The following is a 19990-nucleotide window of genomic DNA, read 5'->3' as shown; positions in this document are numbered from 1 at the left end:
ATGAAGAAAAGTGCAATCATTTTGCTAAGTTTATTTTTACTGCTATTAAGTGCTTGCGGAAAAAGCAATCAAACCTCACCCTCCGAGAAAACATCAGGCGGTGACAAAAAGCTTGAAAAAGTGACCTTAATGTTAGATTGGTACCCAAACGCGGTCCACTCGTTTCTTTATGCAGCACAGGAAAAGGGCTATTTTAAAGAGCAGGGCTTGGATGTTAAGATTGAAATGCCAGCCGATACCAATGATCCGTTGAAGCTTGTGGCTGCCGGCCAAATCGACATGGCACTCAGCTACCAGCCGCAGGTATTGGTGGCGCGCGGGGAAGAGATTCCCGTTCAATCGTTTGGTGCCATTGTCCGTCATCCGCTCAATCAATTAATGGTGCCAGCTGATAGTTCAATCAAATCACCTAAGGATTTAGCAGGGAAAACAATCGGCTATCCATCGATTCCACTTGACGAGGCGATTGTACAATCCATGGTTAAGGCTGACGGGGGAGATGCTTCGCAGGTAAAAATGGTCGATGTGGGCTGGGACTTGATTCCGGCAATGGCAACGAAGAAAACCAATGCCCTCATTGGCGGCTATATCAACCATGAAAAGTTATTGCTGGATAAAGAAGGGCATCCAATGCGGACCTTGAATCCTGCTGACTATGGCGTTCCTGATTACTATGAATTAGTATTGGTCGGAAGTGAAAAGGAACTAAAAGCAAAACCGGAAGTATTTAAGAAGTTTATGACTGCAATTGGGAAGGGACAAAAATATGTTCAGGACCATCCCGCAGAGGGCTTATCGGTGCTGCTAAAGCATGAAGATCAATCATCACCACTAGAGAAGGACATTGAAACGAAGAGTTTACAAATTCTCTTGCCGCTCATGGACGCAAAAGACAAATCATTCGGCTACCAAGATCCGCATACATGGAACCAAGTCGCCGACTGGTTAAAAGAAAACAAAGTAATCAAATCCAATGTAAAAGCGAAAGACGCATTTATCAACTTTTAACAGATCAAGGTGACAGGCACCGCCCGTGGACAATGTCCACGGGTGGTGCCTGTCACCAATTTCACTATTATCCGTATGAAAATGATCGATAATATGGACGTGTAATCATATTCATGAGGTAAGCTGAATACGTTGGATTCGGTTTTCTTTTTTTGTTTAGGAAGTTGATAATGGTGCTGGCATTTTGCATGCCGACGCCGTGTCCATAGTACTTGTCATCACCAAAATAGACAACATTTTCGGCGCGCCAATGAGGCTGTTTCGGATCAAAATCGGGATTGTTAAAATGTAAGACATCACCGGGGAGAAAATCGTCCGAATACAGCTGAAAAATCGGAAGATCCTCATCGAATTGCCAATCCATTAAGTATAGCCGTGCAAATAACAAATCAAATCGCTCCCGTCCGATCGAATGCAGCGTAGCAAGATATAAAACGATTGCAATGGCGGTAGAGCATTCAGTCGCATAGAGCTGCCCGTTTTTGAGGATGTCTAAGATCGCTGTTGAAGGGCTAACATTCGGCTTTAACAAGAACCCCCCATTCCCTAATCGATCCCAATACGTTTTATTACAAAAGGCGTACGTGAAAGTCGTAAACTTTATCCCGCTTTTGTTAAGTTCTTGTGCAGCTTTCAAAGTGTTGGTACGAAAAAACAGTTCAAATTCTAATTGATGGATGGTTTGATAATCGTAGATAGAATGATAACCCGCCATTAGTTTAATGATATTTTTTTCTTCTGGTTTGGTAATGCCCTTAAGGTCTCCCGGCTCAACAACCTGATGATTGATTCTAATCATAGGAACCTCCCGATATCAAAAATCATCTCACCTTCTAAAATATGAATCTTTTTAAAATATATTTGTCAGTTGATAAAATTTACTGTTGTCTCACGGCAACTTTGGCTTTAAACAAACGCATTCCTGTTAACAATGCAGCAACGAAGCAGATGCTGGCTGAGCCCATCAGGACGATGTGCATTCCGTCGATAAAAATATCGGGCTGGTTCGGGATCAACCCTGTTATCCGGTACCCTGCTTTTGCACTCATCACGCTGAACAAAGTGGTGGTAGCAACCGCGATGCCGACCACCATGCCAATATTCCGGATTAAGGAATTAATACTCCCGGCAATTCCAAGCTGTGACCGTGGAACGGAAGACATCACTAACGAATTGTTTGGAGACTGAAAAAGCCCATTTCCTAAACCTAATATTGCAACCAGGGAACCAACGAATAGAATTGAACTGCTTGCGTGTAAGGTAGAAAGACCAACTTGGGCAATCACCATAATGACCAGTCCGATAAACGTTAACAGTTCCGAACCAATTTTATCTGATAATGCTCCGCTTAATGGGGCCACAATTGACATGGTAATCGGAAACAGCATTAATAGTAATCCAGCACTGAGCGGCGGCAAGTGCAGGATGTTTTGTGTATAAAAAGGCGAGATAATATTAAAGCAAAAGGTCGACACAAAAACGAGACAGCCACACAAAATGCTCAACGAAAATGAGGCATTTTTGAATAAAGAAAATTGTAACATCGGCTGCTCAGTACGGGACTCAGTCCATAAAAAGAAGATAAAGGTAACTACAGCTAGAATAAGAGCCCCAAGAATCCGGATATCCTGATAGCCGAACTGCTGTCCCAGCAGAAGACCTGAAAACAGCGAGATAATAAAGACGGAAAATAAAATGCTGCCGAGCACATCCAGCTTTGCTTTTACAAAGGTAAGGTCGGCGGGCAATATTCTCCATCCAAATGAAATAGCAAGCAGCCCGATTGGGATATTCACCCAAAAGATATATTCCCACCCAAATGCTGAAACAAGTAAGCCTCCCAGGCTGGGTCCGGCAATACTTCCTAACGAAACAAAGGTGCCAATCAGGCCGAGTGCCTTGCCGCGTTCGGTTGGCGGAAAAATTTCTGTTACAATCCCTTGGCTGTTTGCCATGGTCATAGAAGCCCCGACTGCCTGAATTATCCGAAATAGGAGCAGGAATGGCAATGTGGTGCTAAATCCGCATAAAAGCGAGCCGACTAAAAAAATGATCATCCCCGTTTTAAAGATTCTTATTTTTCCATATTGATCACCCAACTTTCCAAATAACAAGATAAACGCACAAATCGCAATTAAATAGATGGAAACCACCCATTGTATTTTTGCAATTGGCAAATTCATTGTTTTAGAAATGACAGGCAGGGCAATATTGACGATGCTGCTGTCGAGTGTGGACATAAATACAAAAAGATTGAGGATCACTAAAATAATCCATCTCTTCCGTTGAATTCGTTCATCCTCTTGGTACGTTTTAACTTTGGGATTCACGGGAACTCACCTCATCATTTAATTTTAGTTGCTTGTGCAACTATCTGTGTATAGAGTGTAACTGGATATAGTTGCACTTGCAACTAAAATAAGATAATCTTGATATTATTGACACATTTAATGAGGGATGAACATGGAAAGAAAACCGATCGGCAAGCTGATTTCACAGCTAAATCGACAGCACCAAAAATTCCTGACAAAAGAACTTAAACCGTTCTACATCGGCGGCGGGGGACAACATAGTTTTCTAATTGAAATTTTAAGATGTCCCGGAGTCAATCAAGATAAATTAACGACAGAACTAAAATTTGATAAGGCGACCACAGCTAGGGCCGTTAAACAATTGGAAGAAGCCGGCTACATCGAACGTGTTTTAGATGTGGAAGACCGTCGTTCCTATCAATTATATCCAACCCAAAAAGGACTGGAATTTTATCCAATCCTGATCCAACTATTAGATCGCTCCCACCAGCGATTAACCCAGCACTTAACCACACAAGAAACGGACCAATTATTTACTTTACTCCGCAAAATGAACCCCATCGATGACAAGTAGCACTGTCCATTCCAGAAGGACAGTGTCCACGTTTGGTGCCTGACACCATTATTACTATATAGATGACATGATTTTGGTTGCTTTTTTGGTTCGCATAATTTTTATATACATGAGGAAAAAGACAAACGCGCTGATAAACCGTAAGAGTGTACAAATTTCCATTGATATTCTCATGTTGGAGATTTCTAAGAACCAAATCCCGATTTGCGGAGCAATAAAAGCGACGAAGGATAAGAGGACATTATAGGTAGTAATACAATACGTTCTCTTTTCCTCTGGCGATTGCTCCAATAATAGATTAAACAATAAAAGCGTGGTACCGGAAACAAAGAATCCGGATGTCATCGAAACAAAGGTAATATAATATACATTGGTCGAGATGATGTTTAAAACGGGAGCTGTTGCCATCCCTACTGCTACCCAAACCAACACAAGCGTGTTAGATTTATGCTCAGCCCATTTTTTCCATAAGGGGAACGAGAAAATCTGCACTAGCTGATTGGCAACCGAAAAAATACTGATCCATAGAATGGTAGCATGAACATAACGGACATTATAGATATTGAATAAACCCCATGCCATTTGCCAAGTAAAATTAAAGCAAAGAGCAGTAATCAGGAACCACTTGTATCCTGGGTCCTTAAAAATCGACCAATCCATCGATGATTTTTTTTGCGCCAGCTTCACTTGTGGTTTTTCTCGATGCTTCATTAAAAAAAGTACTTCTAGTATGCCAAAAACGAAAGCGATGATGAATAAAATTTGATAGGCCCACGCATGATGGGTCTGACTTTTCATCACAACCCCGATAATTAAAGTAGTGATCATGCCCACAACTGTTAAGAGACGGTTCCGGTCACTGAAAAAGGCTCCACGCCGTTTTTCTTTGATCATCCCGCTAATTAATGTCTGCCAGCCAATGTTCGAGATCGTACCCGGAACATTCATAAGGGCTACAATAATCAAAAAAGACCATGCTTGGTAGGAAGAATGAATAAAAATGACTCCTGCCAGCAGTAAAAACATGATTCTCGCCCAAAGGACTGACATGGCAACCGTTTTCTTTTGCAATTCCAATCGGTTCAATAAAATAGCGGCTGGAACGGTCATAATCAGCGCGACCAAGGGCGGGAGGGAACTGATTAACCCCACTTGATAATTGGTGGCCCCTAAAATAGAGATTGCAAAGATAGGAAAATAGTTGCTTGCCAGATTCACTGCAATGGTAGACACCATTCCATGATAAATACTGATCTTTTCGTTATAAGTCCTCATGTGCCATCACCAATTTCTTTTTAAATTCTTAGTAATTATACAATCAAATACCATAATCTAATAGAGAAAATTTAGATGTTTATAAAAAATTTAGTAACGCTAAATATTTCGTGAAAAGGCTTGCAGAATATGGTCAAAAGGACATATTTGGATGGCGGACTTTTCTACCAAAAAAAACAAAAATTGCAAATGAGTTTGCTTTCTTCCGTTCTATCTGCTATATTTAAGTAGAATTATTTTTGTGAGTCGGAAAGAACGTTAAAGTGATAACTGCTTTTTGTCTTGAAGATTTGAGCAAGGATAGTAACAAATTGTGTGCAAAGCACACAGCAGGAGGAACCACACATGGAACAAGGTAAAGTAAAATGGTTTAATGCAGAAAAAGGTTTTGGATTTATCGAGCGGGAAGCTGGAGACGACGTATTCGTTCACTTCTCTGCAATCCAAGGCGAAGGCTTCAAATCTTTAGACGAAGGTCAAGCAGTATCTTTTGACGTTGAACAAGGTCAACGTGGACCACAAGCTTCTAACGTTCGTAAATTATAATTTTAAGCCATATATAAAAAGACTCTCATTGGAGAGTCTTTTTTTTATGCTGATTTCCTCCTGTTGTGGTAAATTATTCTTTTCTGAAATAAATGGTATAATGAAAGAACATACATATGTAATGGAGGGATTTGTCGTTATGGCCATTCTGCGTACACAAATCGAACAGTCTGATTTAACTAAATATATTCCGCCAAAAGGAGACTATGAACCATTCCGCGATGACGATCATTTTAAAGAAAAACTCAAGGAATGGGGATTGCCGGCAGCAAAAAAGGAATTTTGGTATAAAGAAGGCAACTATCAGCGTCTTGTAACCATTAAAGGTTATGAAACCTATGGCAATACTGGAGAATTTAACACCTTAGTAATTGAATTCCAAGATGGAAATTTGACCTGTATCCACCCGGCATTTTTAAAAGAAATGCAGCAATCCAGTTTTGGCAAAGAGAGTTTAATTAATCTTGACGAAAAAGATCCTTCAAATGAGGGTGCAGAGCCAAAATCAGAAGAGGCAGCCCAGGAAACTGAAACGGTACCACCCCAAGACACTCCCAAAAAAGAAAAGGCCGCGAAAACTGCTAAGGAACCCAAGCCCAAAAAGGAGAAAGCACCAAAAATCGAACTGCCTGCTGATAAAGTCCATTTTACAGCTGCTGTGAAACAGTTTGCCCTTGTCTACAATCCTTTTAATGAAGAAAATGATGAAGTGGTCGTATTGGAAAACGTGCAAATTGTTCAGGAGACTCCCATTGATTTGGGACTAGCTTGGTGCAGCCATAGTAAGACCTTGAAAAAATTCGAATTGGCAGCAGGGGATTTACTAGAATTCGATGGAAAAGTGGCTGCCAAGAAAATGGGGAAAGGCAAGGATGCCCCCGAGGATTTTGTGGTCGATGCTAAAGTGTTGTATAAAATTAATAATCCATCCAAAATTGTTAAGAAATAGGACTTGTCATCAGGTCCTATTTTTTTAGCTTGTAAACAGATAGTTTAAACTTTATGAGGAAAATTAATCCATAGTAGGGTATAATGAAATTTCGGATTTTTATTTTTTTATAGGAGCCTTCATACCATGAATCAAACGTTTACACTTAAAGAAAAGACAAAACAAATCTTTGTTTTGTTAGTACCGATCTTAATTACGCAACTTGGCATGTTTTCCATGGTCTTTTTCAATACAATCATGTCAGGAAGATATAGTAGTTCTGATTTAGCAGGAGTGGCCATTGGCACTTCAATCTGGAGTCCAGTCTTTAATGGCATTAGCGGGATCTTTCTGGCCGTGTCCCCGATTGCCGCCCAGCGATTTGGACAAAAAAAGCATGACGAAGTAGCGACGGTCGTCAAACATGGAATATTACTTTCCGTTATCATTGCTGTTATCATTATCGTTCTTGGATATTTTTTTCTAAGCCCGATCCTTGATCTCATGAAGCTTTCACCTAGAGTTCAAGAAACCGCTTTTGATTATTTGGTGGGACTAAGTTATGGATTGCTGCCACTATTTATTTTTAATGTGCTAAGGTCGTTTATTTATGCCTTAGGTAAAACGCGTGTCATTATGGTGATTATGCTGTTATCATTACCGATCAATCTGGTATTGAACTATGTCCTTATTTTTGGAAAGTTTGGGTTTCCAGAGCTTGGCGGAGTAGGGGCAGGTTATGCCACGGCCATCACTGATTGGATCTTTTTAGGAATGACTATATTTATCGTAAAAAAACAGGATCCGTTTTCTTCCTTTCAAATCTTTTCAAAGGTAAAAGAGTTTTCCTGGGAACAGTGTAAGGAAATTCTACAGATCGGTGTGCCAATGGGGCTGTCCGTTTTCTTCGAGACCACCGTGTTTGCGATTGTGACGATCCTGTTAAGCAAGTTTAATGTAACGACCATCGCCGCATACCAGTCGGCTTTAAATGTGGTCTCGTTCATTTACATGATTCCGATTAGTATTTCAACAGCGTTAACCGTGCTTGTCGGCTATGAAGTCGGGGCTAAAAGATATAAAGATGCCAAACAGTACAGTTGGTTAGGCGTTGGGATTGCGGTGTTAATTGCGATTGGGACGGGATTGGTCGTCGTGGCATTTCGTTATCAGGTGGCCGGACTTTACTCGACTGAAGCGGCCGTTATTAACTTAACAGCGAACTTTTTAATTTTTGCCTTGTTTTTCCAAATCTGCGATGCAATCCAGGCAACGGCACAAGCGGCATTAAGGGGCTATAAAGACGTAAATATTGCTTTTATCATGACACTAGTTGCCTACTGGCTCATCTGCCTGCCAGCGGGCTACCTACTAGCCAATTTCACCGGCCTAGGTGCAAGAGGATACTGGATCGGACTCACCATCGGCCTGCTCGCCGCAGGAATCGCCCTATCCATCAGACTCATCCATATCCAAAAGAATAGATACAGCGCCGCAGCAACACAATAGAGGTGTCAGGCACCAATAACTGAAAGGGTGTCAGGCACCATTAACAATCTTTCTACGATTCTATTATGGGGAAGGTTATAAATGGTGCCTGACACCAGTTCAAAAAGAAGACGCCATTCCTGTTAGGGAATGGCGTCTGTTGTTAATATAGTTTTTTTAGGCCGAACCATTTGGAGAATAAACTTTGTTTTTTATCCTTTATGATCAGTTCATCCATAACTAATTTTTCACGATTGTTGTGGATCCATTTCTGTAATTCTTGTTTGTCTTTACAAAGAGTATAATATGTTTCCCCACCTTTTCCAAGTGCGTTGACAACATATCGACTTGTGTTCTCCATAATGCCCACCTTTAACATGTATTGTTTAAATTGGATTATATCAGGCTGACCAAAATAATCCATGGTTATTTATCATCAAAATAAACCCCATTTTTTTCAATCGAAGCTACAACCATTGTAGGATGTCTTTCCGTGTAATTCAAGCCTTATTAACTTAATAGTTTAGAATTTACATATTTTTTACATGCTAAATAATAATATTATGTAAACAGATAATATAAATCCATCAGTTTATGTGATCCTGCTCAAACTAACATATAATAAAATAAAATAATTTATTTAACCCGTATCTTTTGTTCCTTCTTAAAACGTTTATAAAGCAGAGAGTGCAAAAGGAGTGAAACACATGTCAGTAAAGCTTAACCCAACCAGGACCATGGGTTCAATGGAGGAAGAGAACCACTGGGCTGAAATCTATCCTAAATTACAACGTTATTGCCGGTTTTTAGCCCAGAACAAATGGGATGGAGATGACATCGCACAGGAGACCTATCTGAAGGCGCTGAAATATCATCAGCATCAAATGAGTACGGGTTTGCTAAACAAAATTGCCTATCATCATTGGATCGATCAGCTTCGAAAAAGAAAACAGGAAAGGCCTGAGGCTGAACTAGATATCTCCAGCTACGAATTAACGAAACAACTCGATGAAGTAACGAATGCAGTTGAAATGCTAATCAATAAATTTACGCCTAAACAGGCCGTTATCTATTTGCTAAAAGAGGCATTTCAATATCAGCTAAAGGAAATTGCTGAGATTCTAGACTCAACCGAAACGGCTGTAAAGGCCAGTCTTCATCGCGGAAAAAATCGGCTGGCAAAAGCAATAGAGGAAGATGAACCTTTTTCAGTCGATTTATTTTGGAGTGAAAAAGAAAAAGAGGCGCTGACGGGAATTTTTTATGAAGCCTTAAAAGAACAGGATCCATCTGTATTAATAGAGGCCATTCCTTCGATAACGGCAATCAGTACCGTCACAAGTTTCTATTCAATGTCATCTTCTAAAAATCAATCTCCTTCAAGCACTCTCTGTATGGCTGCTTAGCCTAATAAACGCTTCAAGGAGGATAAACAATGAGTACGATACCATATGTAATTGAACAATCCAATCGCGGTGAGCGTTCTTACGATATTTATTCCCGACTATTAAAGGACAGAATTATCATCATAGGAGAGGAAATCACGGATCATACCGCCAACAGCGTAGTCGCGCAGTTATTATTTTTAGCGGCAGATGATCCGGAAAGGGAGATTTCGCTCTATATAAACAGCCCAGGCGGCTCGACTACTGCAGGATTTGCTATCTATGATACCATGCAAATTATTAAGCCTGATGTTCGGACGATCTGCACAGGTATGGCTGCTTCCTTTGGCGCCATGTTACTATTAGCTGGAACAAAAGGGAAGCGGTGCGCACTCCCGAATAGTGAAATTATGATTCATCAGCCATTGGGGGGAGCGAGAGGGCAGGCAACCGAAATCGAAATTTCGGCCCGGCGCATCCTTAAACTTAGAGAACACATTAATCAAATCATAGCAGACCGAACAGGCCAGCCAGTTGAGAAAGTGGCCAAAGATACGGACCGGGATTATTTTATGAGTGCAGAAGAAGCGAAAGCATACGGGATTATTGATGAAATCCTTTCCCCAAAATAATAGCAAAAAAGCAATGCGGTGCACTTCAATCGCATTGCTTTTTTTATGAGAGACTTATGCGGGTCTCTTTATTTTTTTAGACCCCACTTTAAAAAACAGCCGCAGCATCGGCGGGACGACAAAATAGATGAAAAAGAGCCGGAATAGTTGATAGCCCGTGACCATCGATAAATCAGCATTGACTTCATGAGCGAGGATGGCCATCTGATCCATCCCTCCCGGTGCCAGGCTCAAAAGGCTTGTCGACGGTGTAATATGGTAAAAATAAATGAGCAGCAGCCCTAAGCCGACAGACCCGACAATCATCAACAGACCGCTTAAAAACGCAAGGCTAATGACCTTCGCTTTATGCTCTAGTTTTTCGGGTTTCAATAATAACCCAATATAGGAGCCAATCATAAACTGCGAAATGTCCAAAACAGATGGCGGCAAGACAGGGCCATGCAGACCCGAAATACCGGCAATCGCAGTGCCAAGGATCGGTCCCAATAAATTAGGAGTAGGAAATTTAAGTTTCCGCGCCAGGAAAGCACACACTACACAGATCATCGCTAAGATAATAAAATTAGGAAATACCGGACCTGATACTTGTGTGGCATGATTTACTACATCCACTGCCGCACCGCTTCCTGGATGATGAAACAATGGACCCAGGATTAGAAAGGGAACGACGAAGATAATCATCATCAAACGTGCCACTTGCAGGAACGTCACCGTCGTTATATCAATTCCTTTCATTTCTTCCGCAAAAATAATCATCTGCGAAAGTCCGCCTGGTATACTTCCGGTCAAGACAGTTGGATAGTCAACACCGGTTAATTTAGAAACGATCCAGGCAATTCCGGCACAAAAGAGGACAAGCAAAGTCGTCATCAGCAACATCGAAGGAAGTTTGGCGATAATTTGTAAGAGCGCGTCTTTTGTAAAGGATAAGCCAATCGAATACCCGACAACAATTAAGCCTGTATCACGAATCGCAACCGGCCAGTAAAACGTAATTTTTCCAAACCTTGCGCCGATTAAGACAGCTGCCATTGGCCCAAGCAGCCATGGAATCGGGGTATGAAGGAATGAGAACACTACTCCCCCAATGAAAGCTGTTACCAGAGTAACAGTAAAACGAAGTATTTTATTGTCTAGATTCATTAGTGAATGATTCAAAAAAAACCCTTCTTGTCTATTAGTTTTTAACCGTGTGCTTCTTGTGAGGGAGTCAGATCCCCATTCATTTCATTATTTTAGCACGATGATGTGTAAAAGGGTAATGAGAAACATTATGGAGGTAAGGGCCCTTCCTTATGTATATAGCTTTCGGAAAATCCATCGGTAACGGGATGATTTTGTTGCAAAAAAAGAGAAAGCATAGGATTGCTTTCTCTTGGGAAGCAGTCTTAATGACTACTGCTGCTTTCATGATGTTCTGATGACTCCTCGACTTCCCCAGGTCCAAACCCAAATGGTCCTCTAGGTATAAAATTTTCTACTCGGAAAATCGCTACGATCGTTTCGATTCTAATCGCCAAAACTCGGTTTCGGCCCCTTCCTCTCGATTCCAATACAATCACATCTCTGCCAACCTCAAGAAGCCTGCCAGTAAAATTCCCTTGCAGAGTAACGACTTCTACTTCCTTTTTTAACAATTCATGGGCAATTTGATGAAAATTCAATTCCGTCACATTCCTCATCCTCCTTCACATTACAGTAAATGCAAACAATCAAAAAAGGGCATTGGTTTAAAGAAATTTTTTTGCTAAAAGTTCACCCTAAAAAGATGGCAATGAAGAATTTTTTAAATTTTATATTTTTTTATTTACATAAATCCTATTGGTATGGTAGGATTAATCACATCAATCAATTATTCTTATCTAGAGAGGCTTAGGGACTGGCCCGTTGAAGCCCGGCAACCTGCCAAGCAAGGTGCCAATTCCAGCAAAATGTTTTTCATTTTGGTAGATAAGGTGTTTACTGGACTTTCGTGAGCGCCTTTCCTAAAGTGGGAAAGGCGTTTTTTGTAAAAAGGAGGCGAATAAGCTGAACGCTATTGAAAGACAAGAACTTATCACGCATTTAGAGAATATGCTGGTTTCTTTACAATTTGGCTCGATTACACTAGTGGTTCAGGATGGCAAGATTGTACAAATAGAAAAAAATGAAAAGGTTCGGCTTAAACAAAATAAAAACTGCTGACCAGGCATCTGGAGGCTGTCTCAACGTCAGCCGCCCAGGAAGACGTTTTTTTATGAAGAAAAGGAGGCATATAGCATGACCGCTGCAATTACCTATCAAAATTGGCAACAAATTTCCGACACATTTCCTTTCGAGGATGAAACAAAAGGGGCACTTTCTGTTTTAAAGTGGGCATACAACACGTACGCCGATCAAGACATCGTCTACGCATCCAGTTTCGGAGCAGAAGCAATTGTGTTAATTGACCTGATTCAGCAAGTAAAGCCAGATGCCCATATCGTGTTCTTAGACACCGGGCTGCATTTTCCTGAAACTTACGAGGTCATCGACAAAATCGAAGCCCGTTTCCCAACATTAAGAATTGAGCGGAAACAACCGAAGGTAAGTCTAGATGAACAAGCCGCAGAATATGGCTCAGCGCTGTGGCTAAGGGATGCCAATCAGTGCTGTAATATTCGCAAGGTGATTCCTTTGAGGGAAACATTAACCGCTAAACAAGCGTGGATCTCAGGACTTCGCCGTGAACAGTCACCAACCAGAGCCAACACAGAATTCCTTAATAAAGATGATAAATTCGAGAATATTAAAATTTGCCCATTGATTCATTGGACATGGGATGAAGTTTGGGAGTACATCAGAAGTAAGGATCTTCCATACAACACCTTGCATGATCAGAACTATCCAAGCATCGGCTGTTTCCCTTGTACAAAGCCGGTTGGGGATGGCGGCGATTCACGTGCAGGACGCTGGTCGGGCAGCGGTAAGACAGAATGCGGCTTACATACCCGATAAGCTAAAGCCTCCACCACAGTGGAAATCCCCACTTGGTTGTTTGGCCAATCTGGCATGACGGGCGGTCCCCGCCGCTTCGGTCTCTTAATCTATCATACCTTTAGAGTAAAGGTGGATCGTCCGTAATGCGGGATTAAAGGAGGGTATTGTATTTGCTCACAATCATTGCAGTGACGATTGGTTTATTTTTTGCTATTAATATAGGTGCAAGCGGGGCAGCCGCTTCCATGGGGATTGCCTACGGGGCTGGCGTAATCAAAAAGCCGCTCGCATTGCTGCTCTGCAGTATCACCGTATTCTTTGGCGCATGGCTTGGTGGCGGAGAAGTGGTTAAAACGTTAGGCAGCGGAATTGTACCTAGCAGTACGTTTACAATCCCTATCGCCTTAATTGTGTTAACTTCAGCAGCATTGTCACTGTTTCTAGCAAACCTATTTGGAATTCCGCTTTCGACGAGCGAAGTTGCGGTGGGAGCTGTCATTGGGGCCGGGATTGTCTACCAATCTGTGTTAATCAGTAAACTCGTTTGGATTTTGTTATTCTGGCTGCTTACCCCATTTGTTGCCTTTATTATTGCGATTAGTGTCACGTTTCTATTAAAAAATAAACTTCTTAAAAAATGGATGGAAGCACCGAAGGCAGTGCCATATCTGTCCGTGCTAGTCGTTTTTATGGGCCTGTTTGAAGCCTTCTCGGCAGGAATGAATAATGTAGCCAATGCGGTTGGTCCGTTAGTCGGAGCTAAAATCATTTCGACGGAGAACGGGATTTTCTGGGGCGGGTTGTTTGTAGCCGGCGGGGCATTGCTCCTTGGTTATCGTGTCCTTGAAACCAACGGGAAGAAAATCACGAAACTGCGCTTAGAAGAGGGCTGCGTTATCTCTGGAACAGGCGCAACGATAGTGACGATCGCTTCTGTTTTTGGGATTCCAGTACCGCTGACACAAATTACGACCTCCTCGATTATTGGAATAGGCTTTGCTAAAAACGGCAAATCTGTTTTGAAAAAAGATATTGTTGTACAGCTGCTTACAGTTTGGATTGTATCGCCAGTTTTATCCATGGTATTATCATATACAATGATTCAAATGTTGATTGAACATAACTTTTATCCCATCATCGCAATGGCAGGTGTGTTAATTTCCGTCTTTGGTGTCATGTCATTAATGAAAAGACAGAAACCAGGTATGGCGGTACACCAGGAGATTGTGAAAGATTAAATTTGTTAGTTTCATATTTTATTTGATAAATTATTTTTTTGAAAAAGAAAGGACTTGATTAACCGTGTCATTTTTACCAGCACCTCATGGAGGAAAACTAATTCAAGCATTTGACCCAACTTATGATTTAACAAACATCGAAAAAGAGATTGAAATTGATGCGATTGCATTGAGTGATCTTGAGTTGATTGGTGTTGGCCTTTTTAGCCCGCTTACAGGGTTCCTTGGGAAAGCAGACTATGAAAATGTTGTTTCTAACATGCGTTTAGCTGACAATACGATCTGGTCGATTCCAGTTACATTGCCTGTTTCCTATGAAACTGCTGCAACACTTAAAGTAGGAGAAGAAATCAAGTTAGTTCACCAAGGCGATGTTTATGGGGTTATCACAGTATCTGAATGGTATGAGCCAGATTTAGATAAAGAAGCCATCGAAGTTTACAAAACTGACGAAGTCGCTCACCCAGGCGTGAAACGTCTTTATGAAAGAGGACCTGTTTATGTAGCAGGTGATATTGTTCTGGTTAAAAAATCAGATAAAGGCGTATTCGCTGATGTATGGCATGAGCCAAAAGAAACTCGTGCAATGTTTGAAGAAAAAGGCTGGAAAACAATTGTTGGTTTCCAAACTAGAAACCCAATCCACCGTGCTCATGAATATATCCAAAAAGCAGCATTAGAAACGGTTGATGGACTATTCGTTAGCCCGCTTGTAGGGGAAACAAAATCAGACGATATTTCCGCAGAAGTACGTTTAAAAAGCTATCGTGTATTACTAGATAATTACTATCCAGCTGAACGTGTACAGCTTGGTGTGTATCCTGCAGCAATGCGCTATGCTGGACCTAGAGAAGCCATTTTCCATGCGATTGCCCGCAAAAACTTTGGCTGCACACACTTTATCGTTGGCCGTGACCATGCTGGTGTAGGCAACTACTACGGAACATACGATGCACAGCATATCTTCAGTAATTTTGAAGAAGGCGAGCTTGGCATTAAACCAATGTTCTTTGAACACAGCTTCTATTGCACAAAGTGCGAAGGCATGGCATCTGATAAAACTTGCCCGCACAGCAAAGAAGACCGCGTGATCCTTTCTGGAACAAAAGTTAGAGAAATGCTTCGTGCCGGAGTTCTTCCTCCTGCTACATTTAGCCGTAAAGAAGTAGTAGAAGTATTAATCGAAGGTATGAAAGAAGAAGCCGCAACGGTCTAAGGGGGAAATACAACAATGTCTAAAGCAACGAATATCACATGGCACTCTGCAACAGTTACAAAAGCAGACCGCCGTTCTCAAAATGGTCATGGAAGCTGTGTTCTTTGGTTTACTGGCCTTTCCGGTTCTGGTAAATCAACGATTGCTAATGCCGTTTCAAGTGAATTATATCGTCAGGGAATTAATGAATATGTTCTAGATGGTGATAATATCCGCCATGGGTTAAACAAGGATCTGGGCTTTTCAGATTATGATCGGACAGAAAATATCCGCCGAATTGGGGAAGTAGCCAAACTTTTTGTGGATAGTGGAGCAATCGTAACGACTGCGTTTATTTCTCCATTCCGTTCCGACCGCGACCAGGTCCGCGAGTTGTTTGAAGAGGGTGAGTTTATTGAAGTATACATTGACTGCCCGCTTGAACAATGTGAAGCACGTGATCCTAAGAAGCTTTATGAAAAAGCACGCCGCGGTGAAATTAAAGATTTTACTGGAATTGATTCTCCATATGAAGCACCTGAGCGTCCTGAAATTACAATTCGATCTGATAAATTAACGGTAACTGAAGCCGTTGCCCAAATTTTTCAATACCTGCAAGAAAAGAACATTATCTAGTCTTTCGGAAAGGATGAGCAGCCATGGCTGGCAAGGTTTATTTAGTAGGTGCGGGTCCTGGGGATCCAGATTTACTGACGGTCAAAGGATTACGATGCCTGCAGGAAGCCGATGTCATCCTCTATGATCGGCTCGTTAATCCTGAATTACTTAAGTTAGCAAAAGAAGGGGCGCAGTTGGTTTACTGCGGTAAACTCCCCAATTATCATACGATGAAGCAGGAAACGATTAGCCACTTTTTAGTAAAGTATGCTAAAAAAGGGTATAAGGTGGTTCGCTTAAAAGGCGGAGATCCTTTTGTATTCGGCCGTGGCGGCGAGGAGGCGGAAGAATGTGTGAAACACGATGTTCCGTTTGAAGTGGTTCCCGGGGTTACTTCCGGGATTGCCGCTGCTGCTTATGCCGGGATTCCAGTTACCCATCGAAGTTTGAGCAAAAGTTTTGCTTTTATTACCGGTCATCAGGCTGCTGGCAATGTGGCGGCTGAACACCAATGGTATCATCTGGCGAATGGGGTGGATACACTTTGTATTTATATGGGGGTATCCCATCTGCCGAACATTGTCGAGCAGCTCATCGAGGCCGGTAAATCTCCTGAGACTCCAATTGCCCTTGTGCATTGGGGGACACTGGCTGATCAGCAAACGGTGGCAGGAACGCTTGAAACCATCGAGGAACTTGTGAAAAAAGCGGCAATCTCGAATCCAAGCATGATTGTGATTGGCGAGGTTGTAAAGCTGCATCATCGGTTAAACTGGTATCAAGAAGAAATTGTTCCTAAACTTCCGCTTGTGCATGGGTAGTGTTTGGAGGGGATGAAGATGAAAGCAGTATTATACATTGGTCATGGCACACGCTCGAAAAAAGGAGCAGATGAGGCAAGAGCCTTCATTGCGAGAGTAAGCGAGCGGGTGGATGTGCCGATTCAAGAGATCAGTTTTTTAGAGTTAACAGAGCCTTCGATTCAAGAAGGGTTTAGGCGCTGTGTGGAGAGAGGGGCAGCAGAAGTAACGGTTGTTCCGCTATTTCTACTAGCGGCCGGGCATATCAAACAAGATATCCCGTCTGTACTTGAGGAGTTACGCTCGACTTATCCTGATGTTTCGATTAAGGTTAAGGATCCTTTCGGTGTTCAAGGGCAAATTCTCGATGCTGTCGCTGAACTCGTTCGAGAGACCGCCGGGACAGTGGAGCTTACGGATCGAGTGCTAATTGTCGGAAGAGGGAGCAGTGACCCAGCCACAATGGCCGATTTCGGCTTGATTGAGGATGGCGTGAAGGAACGGCTTGGTATCACAGGTGTTTCGGTCTGTTATTTGGCGGCGGCGGAGCCCCGGTTTCCGGAAGGGCTAGCTGCGGTTATGGATGATGCTGAGGGTAAGGTGATTGTGATTCCTTATTTGTTATTCTCAGGGCTTCTGATTGCGGAAGTAACGTCGGAGGTTCGTAAGTGGACGAAGCTGGGCTGGGAAATCTATCATACTGGTATCCTTTCCGAGCATCGGGTGATTGAGGATATTGTGGTGGAACGGGCTACCGAAGAATAAGAGCAGTTCATAACTGTCAAAGCCATGAAAAAAGAGCAGCTCCGACGGATAAGAAGTGTTCATAACTGTCGAAGCCATGAAAAAAGAGCAGCTCCGACAGATAAGAGTGGTTCATAACTGTCAAAGCTATGAAGAAAGAGCAGCTCCGACAGATAAGAGTGGTTCATAACTGTCGAAGCTATGAAGAAAGAGCAGCTCCGACAGATAAGAGTGGTTCATAACTGTCGAAGCCGTGAAAAAGAACAGCCCCGACAGATAAGAGTAGTTCATAATGCTGAACCGGATAAAAGTCCCAATCAAAGTAATTTTGAAAAAAAGAGAAATTTTTAGAATAATAGTTGTCTGAATCATAAAAAAATGGCATGCTAGATTCTAAGAGAATTTTCTCAATAATATTGCAAAATAATTATTTTTTAATTCCATGTGAGGTGGTATTGTTGCAACTTCAGGTATTGAACAGCCCGTTTACAGAGGAGCAGGTGGAGCTTCTTAACAGACTCCTGCCAACTTTGTCCGAAACACAAAAGGTTTGGCTCAGCGGCTATCTTGCCGGCTCCCAATTGGGAACCGCACCAGCCCAACTGGCGCAGCTTCCAACCGAAAATTCAAAAATATCAAAAGAGGTAACGATTCTTTACGGTTCTCAAACAGGGAACTCTAAAGGTCTAGCAAAAAAATCAGCACAGTCGCTTGAAGCAAACGGATACCAAGTAACCGTCAGCGCGATGAGCGATTTTAAACCAAACAATCTAAAGAAACTGCAAAATCTTCTAATCATTGCGAGTACACATGGAGAAGGGGATCCGCCTGATAACGCGATTAGCTTCCATGAGTTCTTATATAGTAAAAGAGCACCAAAACTAGAAGACTTACATTTCTCAGTTTTAGCTCTTGGCGACAGCTCTTACGAATTTTTCTGCCAAACAGGAAAAGACTTTGATGCTCGTCTAGAAGAACTAGGCGGTACACGTCTATACCCACGCTTTGACTGCGATGTTGATTTTGACGAACCTGCTGCTGAATGGCTTGAAGGCGTTCTAGCCAGCTTAGGCGAGGCCGCAGGAGCAACTCAAGCACCAGCTCAAACGGCAGTAAACCAAGCAATCGAATCGGTTTACTCGAGAACAAACCCGTTTAAAGCAGAAGTTCTTGAAAATATCAACCTTAACGGCAGAGGCTCAAATAAAGAAACCCATCACCTTGAGATTTCGCTTGAAGGTTCTGGCCTAACATTCGAGCCAGGAGATGCCCTTGGAATTTATCCAGACAACGATCCAGAGTTAGTGGATCTATTAATCAAGGAATTAAATATGAACCCTGATGAAAAGGTAACCGTGAAACAGGGAGACGTTCGTACTTTACGAGATGCGCTTGTTTCTTATTATGAAATTAGCGTTCTAACAAAGCCATTTCTTCAAAAAGCAGCAGACCTGACTGGTAATGCAGCGTTACAGGATCTCCTTGCCCCAGGTAAAGAAGAAGAAGTAAAAGCCTATATTCATGGACGCGATTTAATCGATTTAATTCGCGACTACGCTCCTTGGAACGTAACTGCGCAGGAGTTTGTTTCCATATTACGAAAAATACCAGGTCGTCTTTATTCCATTGCCTCTAGCTTAGCGGCAAACCCTGATGAAGTTCATTTGACGATCGGAGCAGTACGCTATGATGCACATGGACGCAGTCGGAATGGCGTATGTTCAACGTTAGTGGCGGACCGGATAAACCCTGGGGATATTCTTAATGTGTATGTCCAGCAAAACGAAAACTTTAAATTGCCACAAAACGCAGAAACCCCAATCATTATGATTGGCCCTGGTACAGGTGTTGCGCCATTCCGCTCCTTTATGCAGGAACGTGAAGAAACGGGTGCAGAAGGAAAAGCATGGATGTTCTTCGGTGACCAACATTACGTGACGGACTTCCTTTACCAAGTTGAATGGCAAAAGTGGCTTAAAAACGGAACCTTAACAAAAATGGATGTTGCGTTTTCACGAGACACTGACCAAAAGGTATATGTACAGCACCGTATGCTTGAGCACAGCCAGGAGTTATTCCAATGGCTTCAAGAAGGTGCCACAGTTTACATCTGTGGTGATGAGAAGCACATGGCACATGATGTTCACCAAACACTCATCGATATTATTGAAAAAGAAGGCAGCATGAGCCGAGAGCAAGCAGAAGCTTACCTTGCCGACATGCAGCAACAAAAACGTTACCAGCGGGATGTATATTGATTTAAAGGGGAAGGAGTTTTATTTCAAC

21 protein-coding genes and 1 riboswitch are annotated in these 19990 nt (G+C 42.1%); of the genes, 15 read left to right on the top strand and 6 right to left on the bottom strand.

Features of this window, described 5'->3' with window-relative positions:
• Window positions 1-1008: an ABC transporter substrate-binding protein gene (locus J7E81_RS23300; RefSeq protein ID WP_215045993.1), complete on the top strand. Its 1008-nt coding sequence runs from the start codon at window positions 1-3 to the stop codon at window positions 1006-1008.
• A gap of 67 nt (window positions 1009-1075) precedes the next feature.
• Here J7E81_RS23300 and J7E81_RS23295 read toward each other — a convergent pair whose 3' ends face one another.
• Window positions 1076-1807, bottom strand: a complete 732-nt coding sequence (locus tag J7E81_RS23295; protein ID WP_215045991.1) for a protein-glutamine gamma-glutamyltransferase — start codon at window positions 1805-1807, stop codon at window positions 1076-1078.
• 79 nt (window positions 1808-1886) lie between these two features.
• Entirely contained in the window at window positions 1887-3338 is a 1452-nt protein-coding gene (locus tag J7E81_RS23290) for an MFS transporter (RefSeq protein WP_215045989.1), read from the bottom strand.
• A gap of 133 nt (window positions 3339-3471) precedes the next feature.
• On the opposite strand from J7E81_RS23290, the gene J7E81_RS23285 reads away from it, so the two are divergent.
• Window positions 3472-3894, top strand: coding sequence for a MarR family winged helix-turn-helix transcriptional regulator (locus tag J7E81_RS23285; RefSeq protein ID WP_215045987.1), 423 nt, complete (start codon window positions 3472-3474; stop codon window positions 3892-3894).
• Between the two features lie 54 nt (window positions 3895-3948).
• Here J7E81_RS23285 and J7E81_RS23280 read toward each other — a convergent pair whose 3' ends face one another.
• On the bottom strand, window positions 3949-5169 hold the full coding sequence (locus tag J7E81_RS23280; protein ID WP_215045985.1) for an MFS transporter: 1221 nt from the start codon (window positions 5167-5169) through the stop codon (window positions 3949-3951).
• A gap of 345 nt (window positions 5170-5514) precedes the next feature.
• Here J7E81_RS23280 and J7E81_RS23275 point away from each other — a divergent pair, with 345 nt between their 5' ends.
• The 3 genes from J7E81_RS23275 to J7E81_RS23265 all read left to right on the top strand — a co-directional run bounded on the left by J7E81_RS23275 (window position 5515) and on the right by J7E81_RS23265 (window position 8152).
• Complete coding sequence (locus J7E81_RS23275) at window positions 5515-5715, top strand: cold-shock protein (RefSeq protein ID WP_215045983.1); 201 nt, start codon at window positions 5515-5517, stop codon at window positions 5713-5715.
• A gap of 100 nt (window positions 5716-5815) precedes the next feature.
• Window positions 5816-6664 carry a hypothetical protein gene (locus tag J7E81_RS23270; RefSeq protein ID WP_251028833.1) on the top strand — a complete coding sequence of 283 codons (849 nt, stop codon included), beginning with the start codon at window positions 5816-5818 and terminating at the stop codon, window positions 6662-6664.
• A gap of 126 nt (window positions 6665-6790) precedes the next feature.
• Window positions 6791-8152, top strand: coding sequence for an MATE family efflux transporter (locus tag J7E81_RS23265; RefSeq protein ID WP_215045981.1), 1362 nt, complete (start codon window positions 6791-6793; stop codon window positions 8150-8152).
• Window positions 8153-8294: 142 nt separating this feature from the next.
• On the opposite strand, the gene J7E81_RS23260 is transcribed toward J7E81_RS23265, so the two are convergent.
• Window positions 8295-8492, bottom strand: coding sequence for a hypothetical protein (locus J7E81_RS23260; RefSeq protein WP_215045979.1), 198 nt, complete (start codon window positions 8490-8492; stop codon window positions 8295-8297).
• A gap of 346 nt (window positions 8493-8838) precedes the next feature.
• On the opposite strand from J7E81_RS23260, the gene J7E81_RS23255 reads away from it, so the two are divergent.
• The gene (locus tag J7E81_RS23255; RefSeq protein ID WP_215045977.1) at window positions 8839-9537 is read left to right on the top strand and encodes a sigma factor-like helix-turn-helix DNA-binding protein; all 699 of its coding nucleotides are present in this window, start codon (window positions 8839-8841) and stop codon (window positions 9535-9537) included.
• A gap of 29 nt (window positions 9538-9566) precedes the next feature.
• Window positions 9567-10148: an ATP-dependent Clp endopeptidase proteolytic subunit ClpP gene (clpP, locus tag J7E81_RS23250; RefSeq protein ID WP_215045975.1), complete on the top strand. Its 582-nt coding sequence runs from the start codon at window positions 9567-9569 to the stop codon at window positions 10146-10148.
• Between the two features lie 54 nt (window positions 10149-10202).
• Here clpP and J7E81_RS23245 read toward each other — a convergent pair whose 3' ends face one another.
• Together J7E81_RS23245 and J7E81_RS23240 are read right to left on the bottom strand one after the other, a co-directional pair.
• Window positions 10203-11309, bottom strand: coding sequence for an AbrB family transcriptional regulator (locus J7E81_RS23245; RefSeq protein ID WP_251028832.1), 1107 nt, complete (start codon window positions 11307-11309; stop codon window positions 10203-10205).
• Window positions 11310-11539: 230 nt separating this feature from the next.
• On the bottom strand, window positions 11540-11824 hold the full coding sequence (locus J7E81_RS23240) for a DUF2642 domain-containing protein (protein ID WP_215045973.1): 285 nt from the start codon (window positions 11822-11824) through the stop codon (window positions 11540-11542).
• A 182-nt stretch (window positions 11825-12006) separates the two neighbouring features.
• Window positions 12007-12108, top strand: a riboswitch (SAM riboswitch).
• Window positions 12109-12206: 98 nt separating this feature from the next.
• Here J7E81_RS23240 and J7E81_RS23235 point away from each other — a divergent pair.
• From J7E81_RS23235 to J7E81_RS23200, 8 genes are all read left to right on the top strand, one after another.
• A complete protein-coding gene (locus J7E81_RS23235) occupies window positions 12207-12335 on the top strand; it encodes a YezD family protein (RefSeq protein WP_374104086.1) in 129 nt (42 codons plus the stop codon).
• 75 nt (window positions 12336-12410) lie between these two features.
• Window positions 12411-13127: a phosphoadenylyl-sulfate reductase gene (locus J7E81_RS23230; RefSeq protein ID WP_215045969.1), complete on the top strand. Its 717-nt coding sequence runs from the start codon at window positions 12411-12413 to the stop codon at window positions 13125-13127.
• Window positions 13128-13279: 152 nt separating this feature from the next.
• A complete protein-coding gene (locus tag J7E81_RS23225; protein ID WP_215045967.1) occupies window positions 13280-14347 on the top strand; it encodes a sulfate permease in 1068 nt (355 codons plus the stop codon).
• A gap of 64 nt (window positions 14348-14411) precedes the next feature.
• Window positions 14412-15563: a sulfate adenylyltransferase gene (sat, locus tag J7E81_RS23220; protein WP_215045965.1), complete on the top strand. Its 1152-nt coding sequence runs from the start codon at window positions 14412-14414 to the stop codon at window positions 15561-15563.
• Between the two features lie 15 nt (window positions 15564-15578).
• Window positions 15579-16178, top strand: coding sequence for an adenylyl-sulfate kinase (gene cysC / locus J7E81_RS23215; protein WP_215045963.1), 600 nt, complete (start codon window positions 15579-15581; stop codon window positions 16176-16178).
• A 23-nt stretch (window positions 16179-16201) separates the two neighbouring features.
• The gene (gene cobA / locus J7E81_RS23210; protein WP_215045961.1) at window positions 16202-16981 is read left to right on the top strand and encodes a uroporphyrinogen-III C-methyltransferase; all 780 of its coding nucleotides are present in this window, start codon (window positions 16202-16204) and stop codon (window positions 16979-16981) included.
• Between the two features lie 18 nt (window positions 16982-16999).
• Window positions 17000-17725 (top strand): sirohydrochlorin chelatase, encoded by a 726-nt coding sequence (locus J7E81_RS23205; RefSeq protein ID WP_215045959.1) that lies wholly within the window; start codon window positions 17000-17002, stop codon window positions 17723-17725.
• Window positions 17726-18162: 437 nt separating this feature from the next.
• Window positions 18163-19962: an assimilatory sulfite reductase (NADPH) flavoprotein subunit gene (locus J7E81_RS23200; protein WP_215045957.1), complete on the top strand. Its 1800-nt coding sequence runs from the start codon at window positions 18163-18165 to the stop codon at window positions 19960-19962.
• Window positions 19963-19990: the final 28 nt, after the last annotated feature.

The sequence above is a fragment of the Bacillus sp. ISL-18 genome (genome assembly GCF_018613415.1).
Taxonomy (GTDB): Bacteria; Bacillota; Bacilli; order Bacillales; family Cytobacillaceae; genus Neobacillus.
Note: the sequence above shows the minus strand (reverse complement) of the source record. Positions and strands in the feature narration are given on the sequence as shown.